The organism is Sphingosinicella terrae, from assembly GCF_003347635.1.
Classification (GTDB): Bacteria; Pseudomonadota; Alphaproteobacteria; order Sphingomonadales; family Sphingomonadaceae; genus Allosphingosinicella; species Allosphingosinicella terrae.
The window spans coordinates 72,797-95,000 of sequence record NZ_QDFY01000007.1; the positions used below are offsets into that span (position 1 = coordinate 72,797).

The following is a 22,204-nucleotide window of genomic DNA, read 5'->3' on the forward strand; positions in this document are numbered from 1 at the left end:
TGGCGTCCCGCGAAAGCCGCTGTCGAGTCCTTTCTCCCGGTCGCGGACGGCTGCGCGATTTCGCTTGCCCGAATCCTATCGATATAATTATGATATCATGATTGTAGGGAGGTAGAGATATGGCACAGTCGATTGTCACCGCATCCGAGGCCCATGCGCTTCGCTTGTCGCAGGAGCGGCCGGCGAGCACTCAAAGCGGCTATCCGATGCTCCTCGTCATCCTCGCGGCCGTCGTCGCCGCCGTCGCGCTCGTCTGGACCGGTCTGCAACGCGGCGATGACCTGATGGTCGGCCTTTCCGCCTGGGTCTGCGGATCGATCATCCTCTTCGTCTCCGTGGGCTTCTACTTCCTGCAACCCAATCAGGCCGCGGCGATCCTGCTGTTCGGCGACTATCGCGGCACCGATCGCAATTCCGGCCTGCGCTGGCGGCTGCCCTGGCTGACGCGGACGAAGATATCGACCCGAATCCACAACATCACCTCGGACAAGCTCAAGGTGAACGACCTGCGCGGCAACCCCATCGAGATCGCCGCCAATGTCGTATGGCGGGTCACCGACACCTCGCAGGCGCTGTTCGACGTCGACAATTACATGGAGTTCATCGAGATCCAGATCGAGAGCGCGGTGCGCGCGATCGCCGGCCAATATCCCTATGACGATATCGAGCATAAGGAGCTCACCCTGCGCGGCGATGCCGAGGTGGTGAATGCCGAGCTCGAGAAGGAGCTGCAGGACCGGGTCGCGCGCGCCGGCATCACCATCGACGAATCGCGGCTGACGCACCTGGCTTATGCCCAGGAGATCGCCCAGGCGATGCTCCGCCGTCAGCAGGCCGAGGCGGTGATCGCGGCGCGGGCCAAGCTGGTGCTCGGCGCGGTCAGCATGGTCGAAACCGCGCTGCAGATGCTGTCAGAGAAGGACGTCGTCCATCTCGACGACGAGCGCAGGGCCGCGATGGTGTCGAACCTGATGGTGGTGCTCTGCTCCGAGCGGGAGACCCATCCGGTCGTCAACGCCGGCTCCCTTTACCAATAGGTCGGGCCGGCGCGCGATCATGTCCTCCACCCCACCGCCTCCTAAGAAGGCGTTTCCGCTCCGCATCGAGCCGTCGCTCTGGAACGCGCTCGAGCGGAGCGCTGCGGGGGACTTTCGAAGCATCAATGCCCAGGTCGAGGTGCTGCTGCGCGAGGCGCTGGCGCGGCGCGGGATCAAGGTCGCCCCGCCCGAAGAGCGCAAGCGCGGGCGGCCGCCGAAGGAGGAAGGCTGATGTTCATGATGGTCCATGTCGCGCCCGCCTTGCTTTCCCGGCTGGCCCTCGCCTGCGCCCTGCCGATGGCCTCGGGCCTGCTCCTCATCCTCTTCGCCTGACGCTTGCCACGCAGGTTCGGCGCGGCCATTCCGGCCGCAGGAGGATAAGGCGGCATGAAGATCGGACGGCGGCATTTCATCGGACTGAGCGGGGCGGCGATGACGTCGGCGATGTGGACGCCCGGTTCCCTTCTCGCCCAGTCGGCGCCGGCCGAGCTGCGGCCGATGACCGGCGACATCGTCCCCATCTCCCCGCAAGAGCATCTCGAGCGAATCGCCAGGGCGCAGGAGCTGATGCGCGAGCTCGGGCTGTCGGCCCTTCTGATCGAGCCCGGGGCCTCGATGACCTATTTCACCGGCGTCCATTGGTGGCGCAGCGAGCGCCTCACCGCCGCGATCCTGCCTGTCGACGGCGAGCCGGCGATCGTCACGCCGCATTTCGAGGAACCTTCGGTACGCGAGAGCCTGAAGGTGCCGGCCGAGGTGCGGGTCTGGAACGAGCATGAGGATCCGCTGCGGACGGTCGCCGGCTTCCTTGCCGACCGTCGCCTGACCGGCCCGGTCGGGATCGAGGAGACGGTGCGCTTCTTCGCCGTCGACGGCCTCAGGCGGGCGATCCCTTCCGTCGATCTGCGCCCCGGTGCGCCGGTCGTGCGGGGCTGCCGGATGCGCAAGAGCGCTCGCGAGCTCGCTTTGATGCAGAAGGCCGCCGACATCACCCTTGCGGCCTATCGGCACACGATCCCGCGCATCGAGCGCGGCATGGCTCCCGCCGACATCGCCGCCATCATGAACGGGGCGACCCGCGCGCTCGGCGGCAATCCCGAATTCGCCCTGATCCTGCTCGGCGAGGCCAGCGCCTACCCGCATGGCTCGGGCCAGCCCCAGGCGGTCAGGGTGGGGGAGGTCGTGCTGATGGATTGCGGCTGTACCGTCGAGGGGTATCAATCCGACATCTCGCGCAGCTTCGTCTTCGGCGAGGCGAGCGCCGAGCAGCGCCGAATCTGGGACCAGGTCCGCCGCGGCCAGGACATCGCCTTCGCGGCGGCGCAGCCGGGCCGCACGGCCGGCAGCGTCGACGATGCGGTGCGCGCTCGCTACCAGGAATGGGGCTACGGGCCCGATTACCGGCTCCCGGGCCTTTCACACCGCACCGGCCACGGCATCGGCCTCGAGGGACACGAGCCGATCAACCTCGTCCGCGGCGAGACCACGATGCTGGCGCCGGGCATGTGCTTCTCCAACGAGCCCGGCCTCTACCTGCCCGGCCAATTCGGCATCCGGCTCGAGGACTGCTTCTACATGACTGAGAGCGGGCCGCGCTGGTTCACCACCCCGCCGAGCTCGATCGACCAGCCCGCGGGCTGAGCCTTCGCGGACAGTTTTTTCGAATATTTTAATCGCTCCGGCCGTTTCCGGGACAAGCCCTGGACAAGGTCGGATCCGGCCGCCTTTCCCTCGCCGGCCCCCGCGCCTATATCCGCCCCATGTCGGTACGTCCCTGGAGAGACATTCATCGCCGTGCCTCGCGGCAGATCATGGTCGGCAGCGTGCCGGTCGGCGGCGACGCGCCGGTCACCGTGCAGACGATGACCAATACCGTCACCGCCGACGCCAAGGCGACGATCGACCAGATCCGCCGCTGCGAGGAAGCGGGCGCCGATATCGTCCGGGTGTCCTGCCCCGACCAGGAATCGACGGCGGCGCTCAGGCAGATCGTCCGCGCCGCGCGCGTCCCGATCGTCGCCGACATCCATTTCCACTACAAGCGCGCGCTCGAGGCCGCCGATGTCGGCGCCGCCTGCCTCAGGATCAATCCCGGCAATATCGGCTCGGCCGATCGGGTGCGCGAGGTGGTCAACGCCGCCAAGGCCAACGGCTGCTCGATGCGGATCGGCGTCAATGCCGGCAGCCTCGAGAAGGACCTGCTCGAGAAATATGGCGAGCCGTGCCCCGAGGCGCTGGTCGAGAGCGCGCTCGATCATATCCGGCTGCTCGAGGATCACGATTTCCGCGAATATAAGGTCGCGGTGAAGGCGTCCGACGTCTTCCTCGCCGTCGCCGCCTACCAGCAGCTCGCCGAAGCGGTCGATTGTCCGCTCCACCTCGGCATTACCGAGGCCGGCGGCCTGCGCGGCGGAACCGTCAAGAGCGCGATCGGAATCGGCTCTTTGCTCTGGTTCGGCATCGGCGACACCATCCGCGTCTCGCTCTCGGCCGAGCCGGAGGAGGAGGTCCGCGCCGGCTTCGAGATATTGAAGGCGCTCGGCATCCGCAATCGCGGCGTCCGCGTCGTCTCCTGCCCGAGCTGCGCCCGCCAGGGCTTCGACGTCATCCGCACCGTCCAGACGCTCGAGGAGCGGCTCTCCCATATCCGCACGCCGATGTCGCTGTCGGTGCTCGGCTGCGTCGTCAACGGGCCAGGCGAGGCGCGCGAGACCGACATCGGCATTACCGGCGGCGGCAACGGCAAGCACATGGTCTATCTCTCGGGCGTCACCGACCACCATGTCCGCGACGAGGAGATGGTCGACCATATCGTCCGGCTGGTCGAGGCCAAGGCCGCCGAGATCGAGGCGGCCTCGATGCAGGTGCCTGCCGCCGCGGAATAAGGGCGCGTCAGCGGTCTTCTTCGTCCGTGCCGCCGTCCGAGCGGTTCGTCGCTGCGGTTTGGTTCGCCTCCTCGCTCTCGTCACGCGCCTGGCATCGTTCTTCCGGCACCGGCGCCGGATCCCGATCCTCCGGGATCAGGTGAAGCATGGAGCGCGAGACGTCGATGACCGCGCGATGCTCGGACAGGATGTCCTGGCCGATGATCCCGGAAATCGTGCCGCCCGACATCGGGCCGAGGATGGCGGTGAGCTGCGAAAGGTCGGTCAGCACCATCCGCTGCTGGCGCAGGACGATATCGCCGGTGCTGAGGCTTTCGATCCGCACCTGCCGCGCCGCGCCGCCGCCGCCGATCCCGATCGCCCCGCCGGTTCGGCCGCCCTCGCCCGAGAGGCCGAACTGTTCCGCCAGCGGCGCGTGCACCACGGAGACGTTGGCGCCGGTGTCGACGACGAAGGTGGCGGGGCGGCCGTTGAGCGTCGCCTCGACGAGCTGGTGACCGGTGGCAACCTCGCGCATCGGCAAGCCGGTATAGCCCAGCAGGCACAAGGCATGGTCGACCGTCCCCGCCAGTTCCGGCTGATAATCGACCGGCTGGGGCGATACCTGCTCGCAACCGGCGAGCGCGAACGGAACGAAGAGGGAGGTGAGGGCGGCGCGCATGCCGGGCCAATGACGGGAGGGCCGTTCCGGTTCCGCAAGGTCATGCCGGTGTCACGCCGGCGCGCTACCGCGCGATCCCGAATCGGTTTAGGATCGAAGCATGAGGGCGACTCTCGGGGCAGGAACGGCGGCGGCCTTGCTCATCTACGCGGCGCAGGCGCAGGGCGGCAGCGAGACGACGCTGCCGGCCGACCCGCCGCGCACCGCTCCGGCGGTCGGATGGGCCGAGGGCGCGCGCGCCTTCTTTCCGGCCTCGGCGCGTGTCGGCACCGCCCCTTCCGCGCTCCCGAATCCTGAGAACGGCACTGACGTCGACGAGATCGATGTCGTCGATGCCCATTGGATGGCGCTCACCATGTGGGGCGAGGCGCGCGGCGACGGCGAAGCGGCCATGCGCGCCGTCGGCCACGTCATCGACAATCGCCGGCGTTCCGGGCGGCATGGCGGCCACGCCACCGACACGGTGAGCGAGGCCTGGCAGTTCAGCTGCTGGAATCCGGGGGATCCCAATCGGGCCGCCATGGAGACGATCGATCGCCTGGACGAAGGCAGCGACGAGCATCGGCTGTGGCTTGCCGCCCAACGGATCGCCGGCGAGATCCTCGCCGGTGAATCGGCGGACCCGACCGGCGGCGCGCTCTTCTACCACACCGTGGCCGTCGCGCCGTCCTGGTCGAGCGGCATCGATCCCGCGGTTCGGATCGGCGATCATCTGTTCTTCCTTGAAGCGCGCTCGGCCTAAGGTGGCAGCTCTTGGCTGAGGCCAGTCGACAGGAGAGCGTGAAAGGCTGCGCGGGAGCGGTCGCCCTGCTCCTCGTTGTCGGTATCGGAACTTTGGCTCTCGGCTTCAAGCCTGTCGGCAGCTCTGCGACCGCCCTATCATTGATTCTATTGGGCGTGGTGGCCTGGCGACAGGGCCGTTTCAGCCTGGCGCTGGGCCCAAGCCTGGACAGACAACATGCACCGGTTCGGTTCTGGACGCTCTTGGCGGTCGTCATGCTCGCTGCCGTCGCGGCTTCCGTCGCGGCCTATCGAAGCGTTTCGGAGGCGCTGGGCGGCTGAGTTCCGGTGCGGGTGACGGCCATCGAAGCCGTCTCTATGGCGAGCCCATGTCGCAGCCTTCCTCCGCCGTCGCTTTGCCCATCGCTGTCGCGACCGCGGGGATCGCGCTCTTCTCGGGCATGGATGCGGTGATGAAGCATCTGACCCTGGCGATCGGCGTCTACAACGCGCTGCTGTGGCGGACCGCGGCGGGCGCCGTGATCGGGGGCGCCGTCTTCTTCGGGAGCGGGAAGGTGTGGCCGTCGCGCGCCGTGCTCCGGCTCCACCTCATCCGAGGCACCTTGTCGGCATTGATGGCCTTGCTCTTCTTCTGGGGCCTGGCGCGCGTGCCGCTGGCGCAGGGGGTGGCGCTCGCTTTCGTCGCGCCGCTCATTGCCCTCTATCTGGCCGCGCTCATCCTCAAGGAGCAGATCCAGCGCCGCGCCATCCTCGCCTCGTTGCTGGGATTCGCCGGCGTCATCGTCATTCTGCTCGGACAGGCCGAGGCTGATCTCGGGCCGGAGGCGTTCCGCGGCGCGATCGCCATCCTCGCCTCGGCCGGCTGCTATGCCTGGAACATCATCCTGATGCGCCAGCAGGCGCAGGTCGCGCAGCCGCTCGAGGTCGCCTTCTTCATGAGCGCGATCATGAGCGGCTGCTTCCTCGTCGCCGCGCCCTGGCTCGCCGTCTTCCCGGCGGGCGAGCATCTGCCCTTCGTCGTCGGCGCGGCGGCTCTGGCCTTCGCCTCGCTGATGCTGCTCTCCTGGGCCTATGCCCGTGCCGAGGCGCAGTTCCTCGCGCCGGTGGAATATACTGCCTTCGTCTGGGCCGCGCTCTTTGGCTTCCTCGTCTTCGCCGAGCCGGTGCGCCCGCTCACCCTGGGCGGCGCGGCGATGATCGTCGCCGCCTGCTTCCTCGCCGCCCGCCGCATCGCCTCGCCTGTGGCCGACCCGAATACGGGCGTGTAGGGGACAAGAATGGCTTGGTTCTGGCTCATCCTGGGCGGCTGCTTCGAGGTCGGCTTCACCACTTCGCTGCGCTTCGTCGAGGGCTTCCGCAACATCCCGTGGACGATCGCCTTCCTGGTCTCCGTGACGATCAGCATGGGCCTTCTCGAATATTCGGCGCGGACGATCCCGATGGGCACGGCTTATGCCGTCTGGGGGGCGATCGGCGCGATCGGGACGGTCCTCGTCGGCATGGTCTGGTTCGGCGAGCCGGCGACCACCCTGCGCATGCTCCTCATCCTCGGCATCGTCGCCTGCATCGCCGGGCTGAAGCTGACCGCATGAGCGTCGACGAAGGCCTCTTCGCCTGGGTGGAGGAGGCGATGGCGCCGCTCGGCACCGTCACGATGAGACGCATGATGGGCGGCGCCACCCTCTATCTCGACGGCACCGTCTTCGCGATCCTCGACGCGGGTGAGCTCTGGCTCAAGGCCGATGCCGTCACCGACGAGATATGGGACCGGGAAGGCTGCGATCGCTTTTCGGTCACCATGAAGGACGGCCGGGTCGACACGATGAATTACCGACGGGCTCCGGCGGACGTCTATGACGATGCCGAGGCGCTGCAGCGCTGGGCGGCGCTGGCGGTCGAGGCAGGCCTGCGCGGCAGGGCCGGGAAGAGGCGGCGGCCGAAGGCGGCCCAGCCCTAAACAGCGGCGGCCGGCCGTGCTAGAAGACGCCACCCGACTGGGGGGTGTTCGATGGCGACTCTGGCCCCACGTCGATCACGCGTGCGATCCGAGCGCGGCTTCTTCGTCGCGATGGCCGCGGCGATGCTCTTCACCGTTCTCGTCGGATTCGCGCCGACTTACTATCTGCTCCCCTGGCTGCAGGGTGTGACGGTGCGCGGCGTCGCCGGCGCGGCGGCGCTGACGCCGATCGTCCATGTCCACGCCATCATCTTCTCGGCCTGGATCCTGCTGTTCATCGCTCAGACCTCCCTCGTCGCCATCGGGCGCACGGATCTCCATCGCTGGCTTGGTCCGGCCGCCCTGGCGTTCGCGCCGCTGGTCGTCGCCGTGGGACTGTGGACGGCGATCGATTCCGGTCGCGCCCGCAACACGCCGCCGGGCTGGGCCAATGCCGAAGCCTTCCTGGCGCTTCCCTTCACCTCGATCGGGCTTTTCGGCGGTTTCGTCGCCGCCGGCTTCGTATGGCGGCGGCGATCGGACGTTCACAAGCGACTGATGTTGCTGGGGACGATCGCGATGATGGTGCCGGCGCTCGCCCGGATCGTCCGGAACTTCGATCCGCCGCTGCTGCCGCCGGGCGTCGCCGGCGCGCTGGTTCTCGTCAACCTGTTCCTGGCGGCCCTGGTCGCTTTCGACCTGTCGCGCCGGGGTCGGATCCACCCGGTGACCTTTTGGGGCGTCGCCATCCACCTGCTGTCGTGGCCATTCCGCCTCCATGTCGGCGAGACCGGTGCCTGGCAGGCCTTTGCCGGATCGCTGCTGAGCTGACGTCAGTTCCGCAGCGCCGGCCGGAGCAGCGGCGCAATTTCCGGGCTCTCCTCGACCGAAGCCTGCAGGCGCGGCTCGATCCGACGCTGGGACGCCTGCTCATAGGCGTAGCCCAGCGACAGGACCAAAGCGTCCGACCATTTCGGGCCGATGAAGCTGAGGCCGACCGGAAGCCCCCGCACCGCGCCCATCGGCACGGTAAGGTGCGGGTAGCCCGCGACCGCGGCGAGGCTGCCGGCGCCGCCGCCCGATATCTGGTCGCCGTTGACGGCGTCGATCGGCCAGGCCGGCGGCATGGTCGGACCGACCAGGGCGACGACATCGTGCTCGCGCAGCAGCCGGTCGATCCCCTCGGGGCCCGCCATCCGAAGGCTGGTCTCGCGTGCCCGGCGATAATCCTCGTCGAGGCCGGGCGCGGCCTGGGCCTGCTCGAACAATTCCTGGCCGAACAGAGCGAGCTCAACGTCGGCATGCTCACGGTTGAAGGCGATGATGTCGGCAAGACTGCGGGTGCGCACCGTCGAAGGGGTCGTGGCCAGATAGGCGTTGAGATCCGCCTTGAGCTCGCGCAGCAGCACGATGAGCTCGTTGCGGCCGATCTCCGGGCGCCCCTCGAACTCGGCGATTTCGACGAGCACGGCTCCCTGGGCCCGGAGGGTCGCCAGCGCCGCCTCGAACGCCGCGTCGGTGCCGAAGCCGGTGGCGAAGCGCATCACGCCGAGGCGGGTGCCGCGCAGGGAGTCGGCCGACAGCCTCGCCGCGTAATCCTCGCGCCGCGCATCGGCATCGGCGGTCGCCGGATCGGCCGGATCGCTTCCGGCGATCGCCGCCAGCACCAGGGCGGCATCGCGCACGTTCCTCGTCATCGGGCCGGGCGTGTCCTGGCTATGGCTGATCGGCACGACATGGGTGCGGCTGACCAGCCCGACCGTGGGCTTGAAGCCGACGATGCCGTTGATCGCGGCCGGGCAGGTGATCGACCCGTCCGTCTCGGTGCCGATCGCCGCCGGCACCATTCCGGAAGCCACCGCGGCGCCGCTGCCCGAGCTCGATCCGCAGGCGTTGCGGTCGAGGAAGTGCGGGTTGCGGGTCTGGCCGCCGATCGCGCTCCAGCCCGAGACCGAATTGTTCGATCGGATATTCGCCCATTCCGAGAGATTGGCCTTGCCGACGATCACGGCGCCTGCCGCCCGCAGCCGCGCGACCAGGGGCGCGTCGCGGTCGGTGACGTTGTCGGCGAGGGCGAGGCTGCCGGCCGTCGTCGGCAGCGGACCCGCGGCTTCGATATTGTCCTTGATCAGGATCGGCAGGCCGAACAGCGGCCCGCGGGCGCGGCGGATGCGGTCGAGCGCGCGCGCCTGCTCGAGCGCGGTGGGATCGACCGCAATGACGGCGTTGAGCCGCGGGTTGAGCGCCTCGATCCGGTCGAGCGCGGCCCGGGTGCGCGCCTCCGCCGTCTCGGCCGGCACCGCATTCTGGGCGGAGACGGGTGCCGGGGCGGGCGGGATCGTGGCGCAGGCGCCGAGCAAGGCGGCGCCGAGCAGCCATGCCGGCTGCGGCCGCCGCCGCGTTTCCGTTCGCGGATCAATCCTTTGGGTCATCTCGCTCCCCGCTCGCTGGCTTTGCTTTCCCTTTGGCCGCGGCGCCGCCCGCCGTCCACGGGGATAAACAGGCCCGGCGGCTTCCCTCAGGCTCGGGAAATGGTCTAGGGGCGCGCCGATGAGCAAGGGTCCGCAGCGGATCAGGGGCACCCAGGACATATGGGGCGAGGAGGCCGATCGCTTTCAGGCGGTGGTCGCCGCCTTCGAGCGCGTGCGCCGCCTCTACGCCTTCAGCCGGATCGAGATACCGGTGTTCGAGGCGACCGAAGTGTTCGCCCGCTCGATCGGCGAGACCACCGATATCGTCTCGAAGGAGATGTACAGCTTCCCCGACCGGGGCGGCGATTCGCTGACGCTCCGGCCGGAATTCACCGCCGGCATCTGCCGCGCCTATCTCTCGGAAGGCTGGCAGCAGCACGCGCCGCTCAAGCTGGCGACGCATGGGCCCGTCTTCCGCTACGAGCGGCCGCAGAAGGGACGCTTCCGCCAGTTCCACCAGCTCGATGCCGAGATCATCGGATCGGACGCGCCGGCGGCCGACGTCGAGCTTCTGGTTCTCGCCGACCAGCTGCTCCACGAGCTCGGCATCCAGGACGGGGTGACGCTCAATCTCAACACGCTCGGCGACGCGGCGACGCGCGAGGCCTGGCGCGCCGCCCTGGTCGAGCATTTCGAGGCCCACCGGGCGGATCTCTCCGAGGACAGTCTCAACCGGCTCGAGAAGAATCCGCTGCGCATCCTCGACAGCAAGGATCCGCGCGACCGGCCGGCCGCCGACAGCGCGCCGGTGATCGACGCCTTCCTCACCGCCGAGGCGGCGGACTTCTTCGCCGCGGTGACCGCGGGTCTCGACGCGGCCGGCGTCGCCTGGACGCGCAATGGCAGCCTCGTGCGCGGCCTCGATTATTATCGCCACACTGCCTTCGAGTTCATCACCGACCGGCTCGGCGCCCAGGGCACCGTGCTGGCCGGCGGCCGCTATGACGGCCTCATCGAGAGCCTCGGCGGGCCGCCTACGCCCGCGGTCGGCTGGGCGGCCGGGATCGAGCGGCTGGCGATGATGATCGCGGCGCCCGAGCCGGCGCGGCCGCAGGCGGCCCTGGTGCCGCTCGGCGAGGCGGCGGAGGCGGCGGCGACCGGACTGGCCGCCGGGCTGAGACGCGCCGGCATCGCCTGCGACATGGCGTTCAAGGGCAATATGAAGCGCCGCCTGGCGAAGGCCGACGCGGCGGGCGTCCGCTTCGCAATCATCCTGGGCGACGACGAGCTTGCCGCCGGCGAGGCGGCGGTCAAGGATCTGCGCAGCGGCGAGCAGTTCCGCGTCGCCCTCGCCGATCTGGCCGGAGCGCTGGTCGCGCGATGACCGCCATCTCCGCCGATCGGATCGCCGCGATCGAGGCGCGCCGGGACGAATTGCAGGCGGCGATGTCGGCGCGCGATCTCGCCCCTGACGCCTTCGTCCGCCTCTCCAAGGAATATGCCGAGGTCGAGCCGGTCGCGGTCGCCGCCGCCGAGCTGCGCAAGCTGCGCGACGAGCTCGACTCGCTGGTCGCGATGGCCGAGGATCGCGATGCCGACCCCGAATTGAAGGCGATGGCGATCGAGGAGGCCGAGGCGATCCGGGCGAAGCTGCCCGAGGCGGAGCGCGCGCTGGCGCTGAAGCTGCTGCCGCGCGACGCCGCCGACGAGCGCGCCGCGATGCTCGAGATCCGCGCCGGAACCGGCGGCGACGAGGCCGCCCTGTTCGCGGGCGACCTTCTGCGCATGTACCAGCGTTATGCCGAAAGCCGCGGCTGGCGCTTCGAGATCATCTCGGCGAGCGCCCCCGAAATGGGGGGCTTCAAGGAGGTGATCGCCTCCGTCTCCGGCCAGGGCGTGTTCGCCCGTCTCAAGTTCGAGAGCGGCGTCCACCGCGTCCAGCGCGTGCCGGTGACCGAGAGCGGCGGACGCATCCACACCTCGGCGGCGACGGTCGCGGTGCTGCCCGAAGCGGAGGATGTGGACGTCCAGATCGACGACAAGGACCTCAGGATCGACGTGTATCGCTCGTCGGGCCCTGGCGGCCAGTCGGTCAACACCACCGACAGCGCGGTCAGGATCACCCATTTGCCGACCGGCCTCGTCGTCATCCAGCAGGACGAGAAGTCGCAGCACAAGAACAAGGCCAAGGCGCTCAAGGTGCTGCGCACCCGCCTCTACGAGATGGAGCGCGAGCGCCTCGCCAGCGAGCGCGCCGGCGCACGCAAGTCGATGGTCGGCTCGGGCGACCGGTCGGAGCGCATCCGCACCTACAATTTCCCGCAGGGGCGGGTGACCGATCACCGCATCAACCTTACCCTCCACCGCCTGCCGGAGATATTGGAGGGCCAGCTCGACGACCTCATCGGCGCGCTCGTCGCCGAGGACGAGGCCGAGCGCCTGGCGACGCTGGATGCGCAGGCCTGATCGGCCTTGCCGGCCGCCGCGGAAAGAGGAGTGAACGTCAGGGCCGCCTTGGCCGAGGCCGATGCCCGTCTGCGCGCCGTCTCCGCCACGCCGCGCCTCGACGCCGAGCTGCTCATGGCGCACGCCCTCGGTTTCACGCGCGAGGCTCTCCTGCTCGGCGGTCTCGAAAGGGCGGCGCCGCCGTCCTTCGAGGAGCTGGTCGAACGACGGCTCGCGCACGAGCCCGTCGCTTACATCACCGGCCGCCGCGCCTTCTGGACGATCGAGCTGACAGTTGGCCCGGGCGTGCTCATCCCGCGCCCGGACAGCGAGACCCTGATCGAGGCGGCGCTCGCTGGTTTCGGCGACGCCGGACCGGCGACGATCCTCGACCTCGGAACGGGGCCCGGCACTTTGCTGCTCGCCGCGCTCGATCAATGGCCGCAGGCGAGAGGGCTCGGCATCGACCGATCGGAGACGGCGCTCGCCGTCGCCGCCCGCAACGCCGACCGGCTCGGCCTTGCGGCCCGAGCACGTTTCGCCCGCGGCGACTGGGCGGAGGGCATCGGCGAGCGGTTCGACCTCATCCTGTGCAACCCGCCTTATGTCGAGACCGAGGCGCCGCTGCCGCCCGACGTCTCGGAGTGGGAGCCCGCCGAAGCGCTGTTCGCCGGCGCGGACGGGCTGGACGCCTATCGCCGGCTCGCGCCCGGCCTGGGCGGCCTGCTGGCGCCGGGCGGGATGGCCTGTCTCGAGCTCGGTGCCGGCCAGGCCGAGGCAGCCGCCGCCTTGTTCGCGCGTGAAGGTTTCACCACTTCGTCACGCAACGACCTTAATGGCGTGGCACGCTGCCTCGTCCTTCGCCTCGCCGCTTGATCGAGCGCAATGCTTTTCCCCTTGGATTTCCGCGGGGCGATGGCTACATAGGGTGTCAGGGACGGGGCCGATCACAGCGTGGATGCGTGAGGCCTGACGTCGCCGACCCCCGATTGCTTGGTCGCTTGTCAGGCGATTTGGTGAGGTAACTGGTTCGCCTTGCGGATCCGTGCCTCTGGGGCCGTGCAGTATAAGGGGCTGGGGATGACCCGGCCGGTGAAGCAGAGTGAACCACCATCGGTGAGGATTTTCGTTTGATCAACAATCGTCAGGGCGGCCGCCGGCGCGGCCGGGGCGGCGGGGGACGCGCGCCCAATATGAGTCCGGGAGGCGGCAATCGCCAGGACAACCGGCAGCGCGGCAACGCTGCCCAATTGCTCGAAAAGTATAAGGGCCTTGCGCGCGACGCGCAGATGCAGGGCGACCGCGTGCAGACCGAATATTATCTGCAGTTCGCGGACCATTATTACCGCCTTCTCAACGAGAACCGGGCGCGCTTCGAGGAGCAGCGCCGGCAGCGCGGCGACTATGATTCCTATGACGACGAGGATCAGGACGAGATGGAGGGCCGCGACGGCGACTCCCAGTCCGACGCCGAGCCGGAGGAGCGCGAGCCGGAGCCCCGGCGTGACCGCGAGGAGCGCAGTGCGCGCGACCGCGAGGAGCGGGCGCCCCGGAGCCGTGAGGAGCGTCCGTCCCGCGACCGCGAGGAAGCGGCTTCGGGCAATGGCGAATATCGGGCTCGCCGGCCGCGCACGCGGCGCAGCGAGGCCGGTTCCTCCGACGCTCCGGCCGAAGCCGCCAATAATGGCGAGGAGCGGATCGCCGCGGACAGCCTGCCGCCCGCCATCTCCGCGGGTGACGAAGGCGGCGACGAGCCGCGCGCGCCGCGCCGCCGCACCCGCCGGCCGCGCCCGCCCGGCGAGGAAGTCGCCCCGGCGGCCTGACCGCACCGGGCACTCCCGCGCACATTTCGAGGGCGTTTTCCGGCCTTTGCCGGTTGACCCGCCCGCAACAGTATAGGACGCTCCCCCGGGTCGATAATCCGGGGGAGCTTTCTACATGCGCGCTGGCTGGCTGCTGCTTTCGACCTTCCTTGCCGCCCCGGCGATCGCCCAGAACGAGATACCCGCTCCCAGCCAGAGCGCCCAGGGCGAGGTCGCCGTCACCATCTACAATAACGATCTCGCGCTGGTTCAGGACACCCGGCAGATCGACCTCCCGTCGGGCCGCTCGCGACAGGAATTCCCCGACGTCTCTGCCCAGATCCAGCCGCAGACGGTGACCCTCACCGGCAGCGGCGTCGGCATCGTCGAGCAGAATTTCGATTTCGACCTGCTCTCGCCCCAGGCGCTGATGCAGAAGGCGGTCGGCGAGACCATCACCCTGGTCCGCACCAATCCAGCCTCCGGCGCCGAAAGCCGGGAGCGGGCGCGCGTGCTCGCCGCCAATGGCGGCGTCGTCCTCCAGATCGGCGACCGGATCGAGGTGCTGCGCGACGACGGCCTGCCGGTGAGGGTGATCTTCGATCGCGTGCCGGAGAACCTGCGCGCCCGTCCCACCTTGTCGGTCACGGTCGAGAGCGATCGCGGCGGCCGCCGCCCGCTCACCCTCACCTATCTGACGCCCGGGCTGGGCTGGCAGGCCGACTATGTCGCCCTGTTCGACGAATCCGCGGGTCGGATGAACGTGCAGGGCTGGATCACGCTCACCAACAATAGCGGCACCCCCTATAACAATGCCGACCTGCTGCTCGTCGCCGGCGATCCCGGTCAGGGCGGCGGCTACGTCCCGCCGCGCCGCGGCCTGCGCCAGGCCGGCACCGAGACCGCCGATCGCGAGCGGCTCGGGGACTATTATCTCTATCCGCTGCCCGAGCGGACGACGGTCGCCAATCGCCAGACCAAGCAGGTGAGCTTCCTCGACGTCGGCAACACGCCGGCGGCCCGCGCCTACGAGTTTCGCAATCCCTGGCTCGGCACGGCGGACGAGGCGCGGAGCGCCAATTCCGTGCTGCGCTTCTCGAGCTCGCGCGAGCAGGGCCTCGGCGACGCCCTCCCGGCCGGGACCGTCCGCGTCTATCAGCGCGACGCGCGCGGCAATCCGCAATTCGTCGGCGAGAGCCAGATCGGACATACGCCGATGGGCTCGGAGCTCGGCCTGGTCACCGGCCAGGCCTTCGACGTCAAGGTGCAGCCGGTCGTCGAGCGGCGCGAGCGGATCAATTCCAGCCGCTGGCGCACGACGATGCGCTACACGCTGACCAATGCGCGGCCGCAGGCGGTCACCGTCGACCTGCTCCAGTCGGGCCTGTGGGGCGATACCCGCATCGTCGAGGAGAGCCAGCCCAGCGAGCTCCGCTCGGCCGACGAGGCGCTGTGGCGGGTCCAGGTCCCGGCCAATGGCGAGGCGACCGTCACGGCGACCTTCGACACCCGCTTTTGAGGGGCCGTGCGCGCTCTCACGAGCCTCGCATGGGCCGCTGCTCTCGCGGGTGCGGCGCCCGCTGCGTCGCAGACGCTGGTCACTTCGCCGCGGCCCGATTCGGTCGACGTGACGGTCTATCGCGCGCCCGGCCGTGATCCGTCGACCGCGATGGAGCTCGACTTGCTGCAAGGCTATGCCCTCATTGCCGAGACACGCCGCGTCTCGCTGCCGGCCGGAGAAACGGAGCTGCGCTTCGAAGGCGTGGCGGGCGGCATCGTCCCGCAGAGCGCGGTGCTGAGCGGTTTCCCCGAGCGGATCGTCGAGCGCAACCGCGACGCCTATCTCCTCTCGCCCGCGAGCCTGCTGGAACGGTCCCTCGGTCGCCACGTCCGGATCCGCCGCACCTCCCGCGCCACCGGCGCTGTCCGCGAGCATCCGGCGGTGATCCGCAGCGGCGCCGACGGCGCCGTCGTGCTGCAGACGGCGGACGGATATGAGGCGCTCCAGTGCACGGGAATGACCGAGCAGCTCGTCTATCCTTCGGTGCCTCCCGGACTGTCGGCCAGCCCGACCCTGTCGGTGCGGGCGCGCTCGACCCAGGCGGTCTCCGCCACAATCACCCTGACCTACCTCGCCAGCGGCTTCGATTGGCAGGCCGACTATATCGCCACGCTCGCCCCTGACGGGCGCACCCTCGACCTGTTCGCCTGGCTGACCCTGGCCAGCAACGACGAGACCAGCTTTCCCGACGCCGATACCCAGGCCGTCGCCGGCCGGCTGAACCGCGAGGCGGTGGAGCGCGAGCGCGGGGACGACGGCGCGCTCCGGCTTCGTTGCTGGCCGAGCGCACGGACGAGCGACATCCCGGCCGACGCGCCGCCCGCACGCCGGCAGCGCGCCCTCGCTGCGGCGCGCTTTGATTCCGTCGCGCCGGTCACCGTCATCGGTGCGGAGGACGTGGTCGTGACCGGCGCGCGAATGGCCCGCCAGGAGGAGCTCGGCGACCTCAAGCTCTATCGCCTGCCCGAGCCGGTGACGGTGGCGGCGAACGGCCAGAAGCAGGTTGCCTTCCTCCACCAGCCGCAGGTCGCTTTCGATCTCGTCTACCGGCAGCGGCTTGCGGCTGGGTCGGACTATGACGCGCTTCAGGCCCAGCGGATGCTGGTGACCCGCAACCGCCCGGAGCAGGGCCTGGGCCTTCCTCTGCCCGGCGGCTCACTGCAGCTCTTTGCGGCCGCCGGCGGTCGCCCGATCCTGGTTGGCCAGGGCGCGCTTGCCGATCGCGCGGTCGGCGAGGAGGTGGAGATCCAGATCGGCGAGGCTGCAGGTGTCGTCACCCGGGTGGAGACGATCGAGTTTGGCGACGACTGGGCCGATTATCGCGTGACCGTCACCAGCGACCAGCAGGAGCCGGTGCGATTCGAAGCCGAGTTCAACGTCGGCCAGGACGAGCGCTTCCGGCCGCGGACGCGGCTGGCGCGGCGCGACGGGAGGCCGCTTTGGGCAGTGACGATTCCGGCCAATGGCAGCGCCGAGCTGCGCTACCGGATCTCGGAGCGCGGCCGATGAGAAGGGGGCGGGTAGCCGGCGGTTTCGCCTTGCTCGCCTTGCTGCTCGGCGCCGCGTCCGCCTCCGCCCAGACGATCGTCGCCTCCCCGGCGCCGGCCGAGGTCGACGTCACCGTCTACCGCGATCCCGCTCGGCCGCCCGATCGCGACCCCAATCTCAGGTGGCTGAACGGTTTCGCCCTGGTCAGCGAGACGCGGCGTATCTCGCTGCCCGCGGGCGAATCTCAGGTCCGGTTCGAAGGCGTGGCCGGCGGCATCTTGCCGCAGAGCGCGATCGTCACCGGCTTTCCCGACGGGATCGTCGAGCGCAATCGCGACGCCTATCTGCTCTCGCCGGCGACCCTGCTCGACCGCTCCCTCGGCCGCCGCGTCCATCTGCGCCGCACCTCCGAAGCGACCGGCGAGGTGCGCGAGCATGAGGCGATCGTCCGCTCCGGCGCGGACGGCGCGGTCGTGCTTCAGACCGAATCGGGGTTCGAGGCGCTGCGCTGCACCGGCCTTCGCGAGACGCCGGTCTACGATTCCGTCCCGGCCGAGCTGGCGACCACGCCGACCCTGTCGGTGCGGGCGCGCAGCAGCGAGCCGGTCACGGCCACAATCACCCTTTCCTATCTCGCCAGCGGCTTCGACTGGCAGGCCGACTATATCGCCACCCTTTCGCCCGAGGGCGACCGGATGGAACTGTTCGCCTGGCTCACCCTCGCCAGTGGCGACGAGACCAGCTTCGAGGCGGCCGATACCCAAGCGGTGGCTGGCCGCCTCAATCGCCGGGACGTGCGGCCGCAGCCCTCGGAAGGGCCGCCCTTGAACCTGCGTTGCTGGCCGCAGGGGACGACCAGCGACATCGACGAGGAGCAGTTCGAGCAAGTTGTCGTCACCGGCAGCCGCATGGCCGGCTTCGCCGACATGATGGCGCCTCCTCCTCCTCCTCCTCCGCCTGCTCCGCCACCCCCGCCGCCTGCGATGCAGGCGGTCCAGGAGGAACTCGGTGACCTCAAGCTCTACCGAATTCCCGAGCCGGTCACGGTCGCCGCCCGCAGCCAAAAGCAGGTCGCCTTGTTGCAGCGGCCGCGTGTCCGGACCCGCTTCCTCTACCGGCACCATTTCGGGCTGTACGGCCGCGACGAAGCCGCGCCAGCGACTCGCGTCATCGCGACTCGAAACCGCGATCAGGAAGGTCTCGGGCTCCCGCTCCCGGCCGGCCGCATCCGCGTCTTCTCGTCCGGCGGCCCGCGGCCGATCCTGCTCGGCCAGGGCACGATCGCGGATCGCGCCGTCGGCGAGGAGGTCGATTTCGCGATCGGCCCCGCCCCGGGCGTCCAAACCGCCGCGCGGCTCGTCGCCCGGACGACCGAGAGCGCGGATTACGAGCTGATCGTCACCAACGACGGCCGGGCTCCGGTCGCGTTCGAGGGCCAGATAACCGATCATGCCGGGCTGACGGCCGATGCGCCGCTCGGTCGCCGTGGCGGCTTGAACCTGTGGGCGGTGACGGTGCCCGCGAACGGGCGCGCGACCTTGCGCGTACGCGTGCCCGCGAACCGCTGAGGCGGCGCCGGCGCCTCCGACCGGGCCACCGAATTCGATAGCCGCGTGCCCGCGCGGGGCCTACCCTTCTCCGGTCCGGCGCGAGTCGCCATTCCCGCCGGCAGGGGAGGGGAGGCAGCAATGGCTCAGGACAATCCCAATTATCCGATCTCCACGGCCGTGGTCAGCTGGGTCGATTCGGGAGGTCAGGATCACATCCGCGTCTATTCGTGCGACGCCTATACCGTGATCGAGCGCTGTTACGACGGCGCCGGCTGGCAGATCGGCGACTTCAAGCAGGCGGGATCGGCGGTATCGGCGACGAGCTGGAACGACAGCGCCGGCGTCCACCTGCGGGTCTATTGCACCTTTCAGGATAAGACGGTCGAATGGTGCAACGATCCGGGATCCGGCTGGACGCAGGGCGACTATACGACCGTCTGAACGGACGGCGCCGCCTCAGCGGCTGCCGCGCTTCACCAGCCGCGGCCGGTGATTCTCGTCCAGCGCGACGAAGGTGAACAGGCCGTCGGTCACCTTGACCTCCGCCTGCCCTCGCTCGCGGCTGGCGACGACCTCGACGCGAATCGCGATCGACGTCCGCCCGATCCGCTCCACCGTCGCATAGACGGAGATGAGGTCGTGGAGCTGGATCGGGGCGATGAACTCCATCGCCTCGATCGCCACGGTGGCGACCGCGCCGTCGGCCTCGCGCGCGGCGATGATGCCGGCGGCGATGTCCATCTGGCTCAGCACCCAGCCGCCGAAGATGTGCCCGTTGGCGTTGATGTCGGCAGGCCGCGGCACCACCCGCAGCACCGGGTCCCTACCGCCGCCGGTGGTCATCCGTGCCTCCCGCGGCTTCGTCATGGCCGGTCCGGTTGCTGAGGAAGACGAGGCCCATCAGCCCGGTGCCGACCAGGATGGTGAGGCCGACTCCGGCGATCGTCGCCACCACCAGGTGGAGCCGCATCGGCTCGCCCGGTTCGCGCAGGTAGAGAAGGGCGAGGGCCGCCGCGGCCGCGGCGACCAGCACCATCCATTTCATCATCCTCTTGTACCGCGCCCAGGCAATGGCGGCGCGCTCATAATCCGCCTGGCGGCGGTGAGGCACGGGATCGTGACGGGGCATGCCGTCCCTTTGCCGATCGGTCCGGCCGACTTCAAGGCGATTCGGGCGTGCCGGCTTACCGGCCCGCCCGCCTTCCCGCCGCGAGGCGCTCCGCGCCGGCTTCACATTTGCGGCCGCCCGTGAGAGGCTTGATTCGCGGCGGAGGGCGAAGGAGTGAAATCATGACGATCGGAGCCATCCTCCAGAACAAGGGCGCCGACGTGCAGAGCGTCTCGGTCGAGACGGCGGTTCGCGCCGCGGCCGCTCTGCTCGCCGAACGCCGAATCGGCGCGGTGCCGGTCACCCGCGGCGACGAAGTGGCCGGGATCATGTCGGAGCGCGACATCATCTACTGCCTGAACAGCGACGGCGCCGCGATTCTCGACTGGCCGGTCGAGCGGATCATGACCGCACCCGCGATCACCGTCGCGCGGGACCAGGAGGTGCTCGGCGCGCTGTCGCTGATGACCCGCCGCCGCATCCGGCACCTTCCGGTCGTGGAAGGATCGCGTCTCGTCGGGATCGTCTCGATCGGCGACCTGGTCAAATACCGCATGGACCAGATCGAGCAGGAGGCGGCGCAGCTGCTCAACTACATCCAGAGCGCCTGAGCGGCGGATCTGGTCAGGCTTCGGCCGCGACCCGGCTCGGACGGGCGAGGGCGATCATCTCGTCGACCTGGGGCCGGGCGAACAGGAAGAGCAGGACGCCGTACAGCGCCGCGCCGAACGGCACCAGGGTCGCCAGACGGGCGAGGTCGCCCATTTCCGGGAGCAGCGAATCGAGCGCGGCGACGGCCGCGGCCATCGCCGCCGACGCGGCGAGTCCGGGCGCGACCGCGGCCGCCAGCGCGCGACGGCCGATGCCGATCGTCGGCAGCGATACCTGGATGGTGACCAGGAGCAAGGCGGCCATGCCGCCCAGCCAGGCCCAGGCCAGGCCCTCGGTTCCCCATTGGATCCCGGCGAGGAAGGCGGCGGGCATCAGCAGGGCGCCGAACAGCCCGGTGCGGACGGCGAGCGACGGCCGGCCGATGGCGTTGGTCGCCGGCGCGAACAGGATCTGCAGCGTCATCAGCGGCATCGCCATGGCCAGGACCGGCACCAGCGACGCCGCCTCGGACCATTTGTCGCCGAGGAAGGCGGTGACCAGCGGCTCGGCGGTGACGGCGAGGCCGAAATAGAAAGGCAAGGCGATCAGCATGATCAGCCTCACCGTCTTGGCGAACGCGGCCTGGAGGATGTCGCTCTCGCCCTGGATCCGCGAATAAGCGGCGAACGCCACCTCGTTGAGCGGCGGCACGAACTTGGCCGCGAGGATCTGGGTGAGGAAGAGCGCGGTGGTGTAGAGGCCGAGATCGTGCGCCTCGAGCAGGCGTCCGCCGATGAACACGTCCGACTGGCTCTGGACGAACCAGCAGGACTGGACGAGGATCATCGCCCCGCCATAGCGCGCCATCACGCCGGCGCCGGCGAATCGGAAGACCGGGCGGATCCACAGCCGCGCCGCCACGGCGAGGCCGATCGCCCGCGCATACCAGAAGACGCACGGTGCCGCGACCAGGGTCCACACTCCCCAGCCCGCATAGGCACAGGCCAGCGCCGTCACCGCGCTCAGCACCGCCGCCGCGAGATTCGCCTGCGACTGGCGGCGAAAGTCCATCCGCCGAATCAGCAGCGCGTTGGCGAGCGCGGCGAAGGGGTTGCTGAGGTAGAACAGAGCCTGGACGCGGAGCAGATCGGTGAGCATCGGCTGATGGAAATAGGCGGCGGCGAGCGGCGCCGCCGCCCATTGCACGGCCGCCAGCCCGACATTCATCACCAGCAGCATGCCGAAGGCCTGGCCGATTCGGTGGCGGTCGATTCGCGCGTCGCGGACCAGCGAGCTCGCAAATCCCCAGCCGTCGAACAGGCTGAGGAAGGTGAGCATCACCGCGGTCATCGCGACCAGCCCGTAATCGCTGGGCTCGAGCACCCGAATCACCAGGAAGGTCGACGCCCAGGCGATGAGCTGGCCCGCCATCTGGCTGCCGGAGCGCCAGAGCACCGCGCCCTTTACCTGATTAGCAAGGGCGGCCGACTGCGCTGCGTCCGTGGTCGCCGATTCCGTCACTGCCCAACCTTGTCCTGCCGCCGGTCCTCGGCTGAGGGAGGTAGCGCGAAGGGGTTAAGCCCTCATTGAGCAACAAAATTGAAATAAGGGTTGACGGCCGCGCGCCCGGCGATCATATGCCCGTTCGCAGCAACGAGCCGGCAACGGCAAGTTACTGAAATCTTTGAAATTTAGAGCATGCCAGCCCCTTGCAGGAGGGAATTTCCCTCCTATATGGGTCTGATGGGCGGGTCGGCTTGCCGATCTTCCCCTTTCGTCAAATCGGCCGCGGCCTCGCGGAAGATTTTACGAAAAAAGCCATTGACGGTAGGCAGTCGCCTCCATATATGGCGCTTCACCGACGGGGCAGGGCGCCTGCCCGACCCCGTTTGCGTCTCTCTCAGCCGCGAGCCGGTATCCCGGAACAACCGGGAGGGAGAGACGTCGGCTCTTTGACATTGTCGGTTTAGATGAAGGGACATGTGGGC

At 69.4% G+C, this 22,204-nt stretch carries 24 protein-coding genes; 19 read left to right on the top strand and 5 right to left on the bottom strand.

What is annotated here, in order from left to right; translation table 11 throughout:
- Positions 1-119 precede the first annotated feature (119 nt).
- The 4 genes from DDE10_RS14805 to ispG all read left to right on the top strand — a co-directional run bounded on the left by DDE10_RS14805 (position 120) and on the right by ispG (position 3,922).
- Positions 120-1,037, top strand: coding sequence for an SPFH domain-containing protein (locus DDE10_RS14805; protein WP_114953566.1), 918 nt, complete (start codon positions 120-122; stop codon positions 1,035-1,037).
- Positions 1,038-1,056: 19 nt separating this feature from the next.
- Positions 1,057-1,269 carry a type II toxin-antitoxin system antitoxin gene (locus DDE10_RS14810; protein WP_114953567.1) on the top strand — a complete coding sequence of 71 codons (213 nt, stop codon included), beginning with the start codon at positions 1,057-1,059 and terminating at the stop codon, positions 1,267-1,269.
- 155 nt (positions 1,270-1,424) lie between these two features.
- The gene (locus DDE10_RS14815; protein WP_114953568.1) at positions 1,425-2,678 is read left to right on the top strand and encodes a M24 family metallopeptidase; all 1,254 of its coding nucleotides are present in this window, start codon (positions 1,425-1,427) and stop codon (positions 2,676-2,678) included.
- Positions 2,679-2,797: 119 nt separating this feature from the next.
- Positions 2,798-3,922 carry a flavodoxin-dependent (E)-4-hydroxy-3-methylbut-2-enyl-diphosphate synthase gene (gene ispG, locus DDE10_RS14820; protein ID WP_114953569.1) on the top strand — a complete coding sequence of 375 codons (1,125 nt, stop codon included), beginning with the start codon at positions 2,798-2,800 and terminating at the stop codon, positions 3,920-3,922.
- A gap of 7 nt (positions 3,923-3,929) precedes the next feature.
- Here the strand turns inward: ispG and DDE10_RS14825 are convergent, their stop codons facing one another.
- Positions 3,930-4,583, bottom strand: a complete 654-nt coding sequence (locus DDE10_RS14825; RefSeq protein WP_114953570.1) for a retropepsin-like aspartic protease — start codon at positions 4,581-4,583, stop codon at positions 3,930-3,932.
- A 100-nt stretch (positions 4,584-4,683) separates the two neighbouring features.
- On the opposite strand from DDE10_RS14825, the gene DDE10_RS23860 reads away from it, so the two are divergent.
- Genes DDE10_RS23860 through DDE10_RS14855 form a run of 6 tightly spaced genes read left to right on the top strand, consistent with a single transcriptional unit; the run spans position 4,684 to position 8,091 of the window.
- Complete coding sequence (locus DDE10_RS23860) at positions 4,684-5,325, top strand: cell wall hydrolase (protein ID WP_284734682.1); 642 nt, start codon at positions 4,684-4,686, stop codon at positions 5,323-5,325.
- A gap of 11 nt (positions 5,326-5,336) precedes the next feature.
- A complete protein-coding gene (locus tag DDE10_RS14835; protein ID WP_162806639.1) occupies positions 5,337-5,645 on the top strand; it encodes a hypothetical protein in 309 nt (102 codons plus the stop codon).
- 47 nt (positions 5,646-5,692) lie between these two features.
- Positions 5,693-6,592 carry a DMT family transporter gene (locus DDE10_RS14840; protein WP_114953572.1) on the top strand — a complete coding sequence of 300 codons (900 nt, stop codon included), beginning with the start codon at positions 5,693-5,695 and terminating at the stop codon, positions 6,590-6,592.
- Between the two features lie 9 nt (positions 6,593-6,601).
- Positions 6,602-6,916: a DMT family transporter gene (locus tag DDE10_RS14845; protein WP_114953573.1), complete on the top strand. Its 315-nt coding sequence runs from the start codon at positions 6,602-6,604 to the stop codon at positions 6,914-6,916.
- Positions 6,913-7,281, top strand: coding sequence for a TfoX/Sxy family protein (locus DDE10_RS14850; RefSeq protein WP_114953574.1), 369 nt, complete (start codon positions 6,913-6,915; stop codon positions 7,279-7,281). Before DDE10_RS14845 ends, DDE10_RS14850 begins: the two co-directional genes overlap by 4 nt.
- A 51-nt stretch (positions 7,282-7,332) precedes the next feature.
- Positions 7,333-8,091, top strand: coding sequence for a hypothetical protein (locus DDE10_RS14855; protein WP_162806640.1), 759 nt, complete (start codon positions 7,333-7,335; stop codon positions 8,089-8,091).
- A gap of 2 nt (positions 8,092-8,093) precedes the next feature.
- Here DDE10_RS14855 and DDE10_RS14860 read toward each other — a convergent pair whose 3' ends face one another.
- Entirely contained in the window at positions 8,094-9,692 is a 1,599-nt protein-coding gene (locus tag DDE10_RS14860; RefSeq protein ID WP_114953576.1) for an amidase, read from the bottom strand.
- Between the two features lie 118 nt (positions 9,693-9,810).
- On the opposite strand from DDE10_RS14860, the gene hisS reads away from it, so the two are divergent.
- The 8 genes from hisS to DDE10_RS14900 all read left to right on the top strand — a co-directional run bounded on the left by hisS (position 9,811) and on the right by DDE10_RS14900 (position 18,958).
- The gene (gene hisS, locus DDE10_RS14865; protein ID WP_114953577.1) at positions 9,811-11,055 is read left to right on the top strand and encodes a histidine--tRNA ligase; all 1,245 of its coding nucleotides are present in this window, start codon (positions 9,811-9,813) and stop codon (positions 11,053-11,055) included.
- Positions 11,052-12,137, top strand: coding sequence for a peptide chain release factor 1 (gene prfA, locus DDE10_RS14870; RefSeq protein WP_114953578.1), 1,086 nt, complete (start codon positions 11,052-11,054; stop codon positions 12,135-12,137). The genes hisS and prfA overlap by 4 nt, the downstream gene beginning before the upstream one ends.
- Before the next feature lie 30 nt (positions 12,138-12,167).
- Positions 12,168-12,992, top strand: a complete 825-nt coding sequence (gene prmC / locus DDE10_RS14875) for a peptide chain release factor N(5)-glutamine methyltransferase (RefSeq protein WP_114953579.1) — start codon at positions 12,168-12,170, stop codon at positions 12,990-12,992.
- A gap of 254 nt (positions 12,993-13,246) precedes the next feature.
- Positions 13,247-13,939, top strand: coding sequence for a DUF4167 domain-containing protein (locus DDE10_RS14880; RefSeq protein ID WP_114953580.1), 693 nt, complete (start codon positions 13,247-13,249; stop codon positions 13,937-13,939).
- 115 nt (positions 13,940-14,054) lie between these two features.
- On the top strand, positions 14,055-15,437 hold the full coding sequence (locus DDE10_RS14885; RefSeq protein WP_114953581.1) for a DUF4139 domain-containing protein: 1,383 nt from the start codon (positions 14,055-14,057) through the stop codon (positions 15,435-15,437).
- A 6-nt stretch (positions 15,438-15,443) separates the two neighbouring features.
- Complete coding sequence (locus DDE10_RS14890; protein ID WP_114953582.1) at positions 15,444-16,988, top strand: DUF4139 domain-containing protein; 1,545 nt, start codon at positions 15,444-15,446, stop codon at positions 16,986-16,988.
- Positions 16,985-18,535 carry a DUF4139 domain-containing protein gene (locus DDE10_RS14895; protein WP_162806641.1) on the top strand — a complete coding sequence of 517 codons (1,551 nt, stop codon included), beginning with the start codon at positions 16,985-16,987 and terminating at the stop codon, positions 18,533-18,535. The genes DDE10_RS14890 and DDE10_RS14895 overlap by 4 nt, the downstream gene beginning before the upstream one ends.
- Positions 18,536-18,655: 120 nt before the next feature.
- The gene (locus DDE10_RS14900; RefSeq protein WP_114953584.1) at positions 18,656-18,958 is read left to right on the top strand and encodes a fucose-binding lectin; all 303 of its coding nucleotides are present in this window, start codon (positions 18,656-18,658) and stop codon (positions 18,956-18,958) included.
- 15 nt (positions 18,959-18,973) lie between these two features.
- On the opposite strand, the gene DDE10_RS14905 is transcribed toward DDE10_RS14900, so the two are convergent.
- Both DDE10_RS14905 and DDE10_RS14910 read right to left on the bottom strand, forming a co-directional pair.
- Positions 18,974-19,360 carry an acyl-CoA thioesterase gene (locus DDE10_RS14905; protein WP_114953585.1) on the bottom strand — a complete coding sequence of 129 codons (387 nt, stop codon included), beginning with the start codon at positions 19,358-19,360 and terminating at the stop codon, positions 18,974-18,976.
- Positions 19,341-19,646 carry a hypothetical protein gene (locus DDE10_RS14910; protein WP_114953586.1) on the bottom strand — a complete coding sequence of 102 codons (306 nt, stop codon included), beginning with the start codon at positions 19,644-19,646 and terminating at the stop codon, positions 19,341-19,343. The genes DDE10_RS14905 and DDE10_RS14910 overlap by 20 nt, the downstream gene beginning before the upstream one ends.
- A 161-nt stretch (positions 19,647-19,807) precedes the next feature.
- Here DDE10_RS14910 and DDE10_RS14915 point away from each other — a divergent pair, with 161 nt between their 5' ends.
- The gene (locus tag DDE10_RS14915; protein WP_114953587.1) at positions 19,808-20,236 is read left to right on the top strand and encodes a CBS domain-containing protein; all 429 of its coding nucleotides are present in this window, start codon (positions 19,808-19,810) and stop codon (positions 20,234-20,236) included.
- Positions 20,237-20,249: 13 nt separating this feature from the next.
- Here DDE10_RS14915 and DDE10_RS14920 read toward each other — a convergent pair whose 3' ends face one another.
- Entirely contained in the window at positions 20,250-21,737 is a 1,488-nt protein-coding gene (locus tag DDE10_RS14920; protein ID WP_284734683.1) for a lipopolysaccharide biosynthesis protein, read from the bottom strand.
- Between the last annotated feature and the right edge of the window lie 467 nt (positions 21,738-22,204).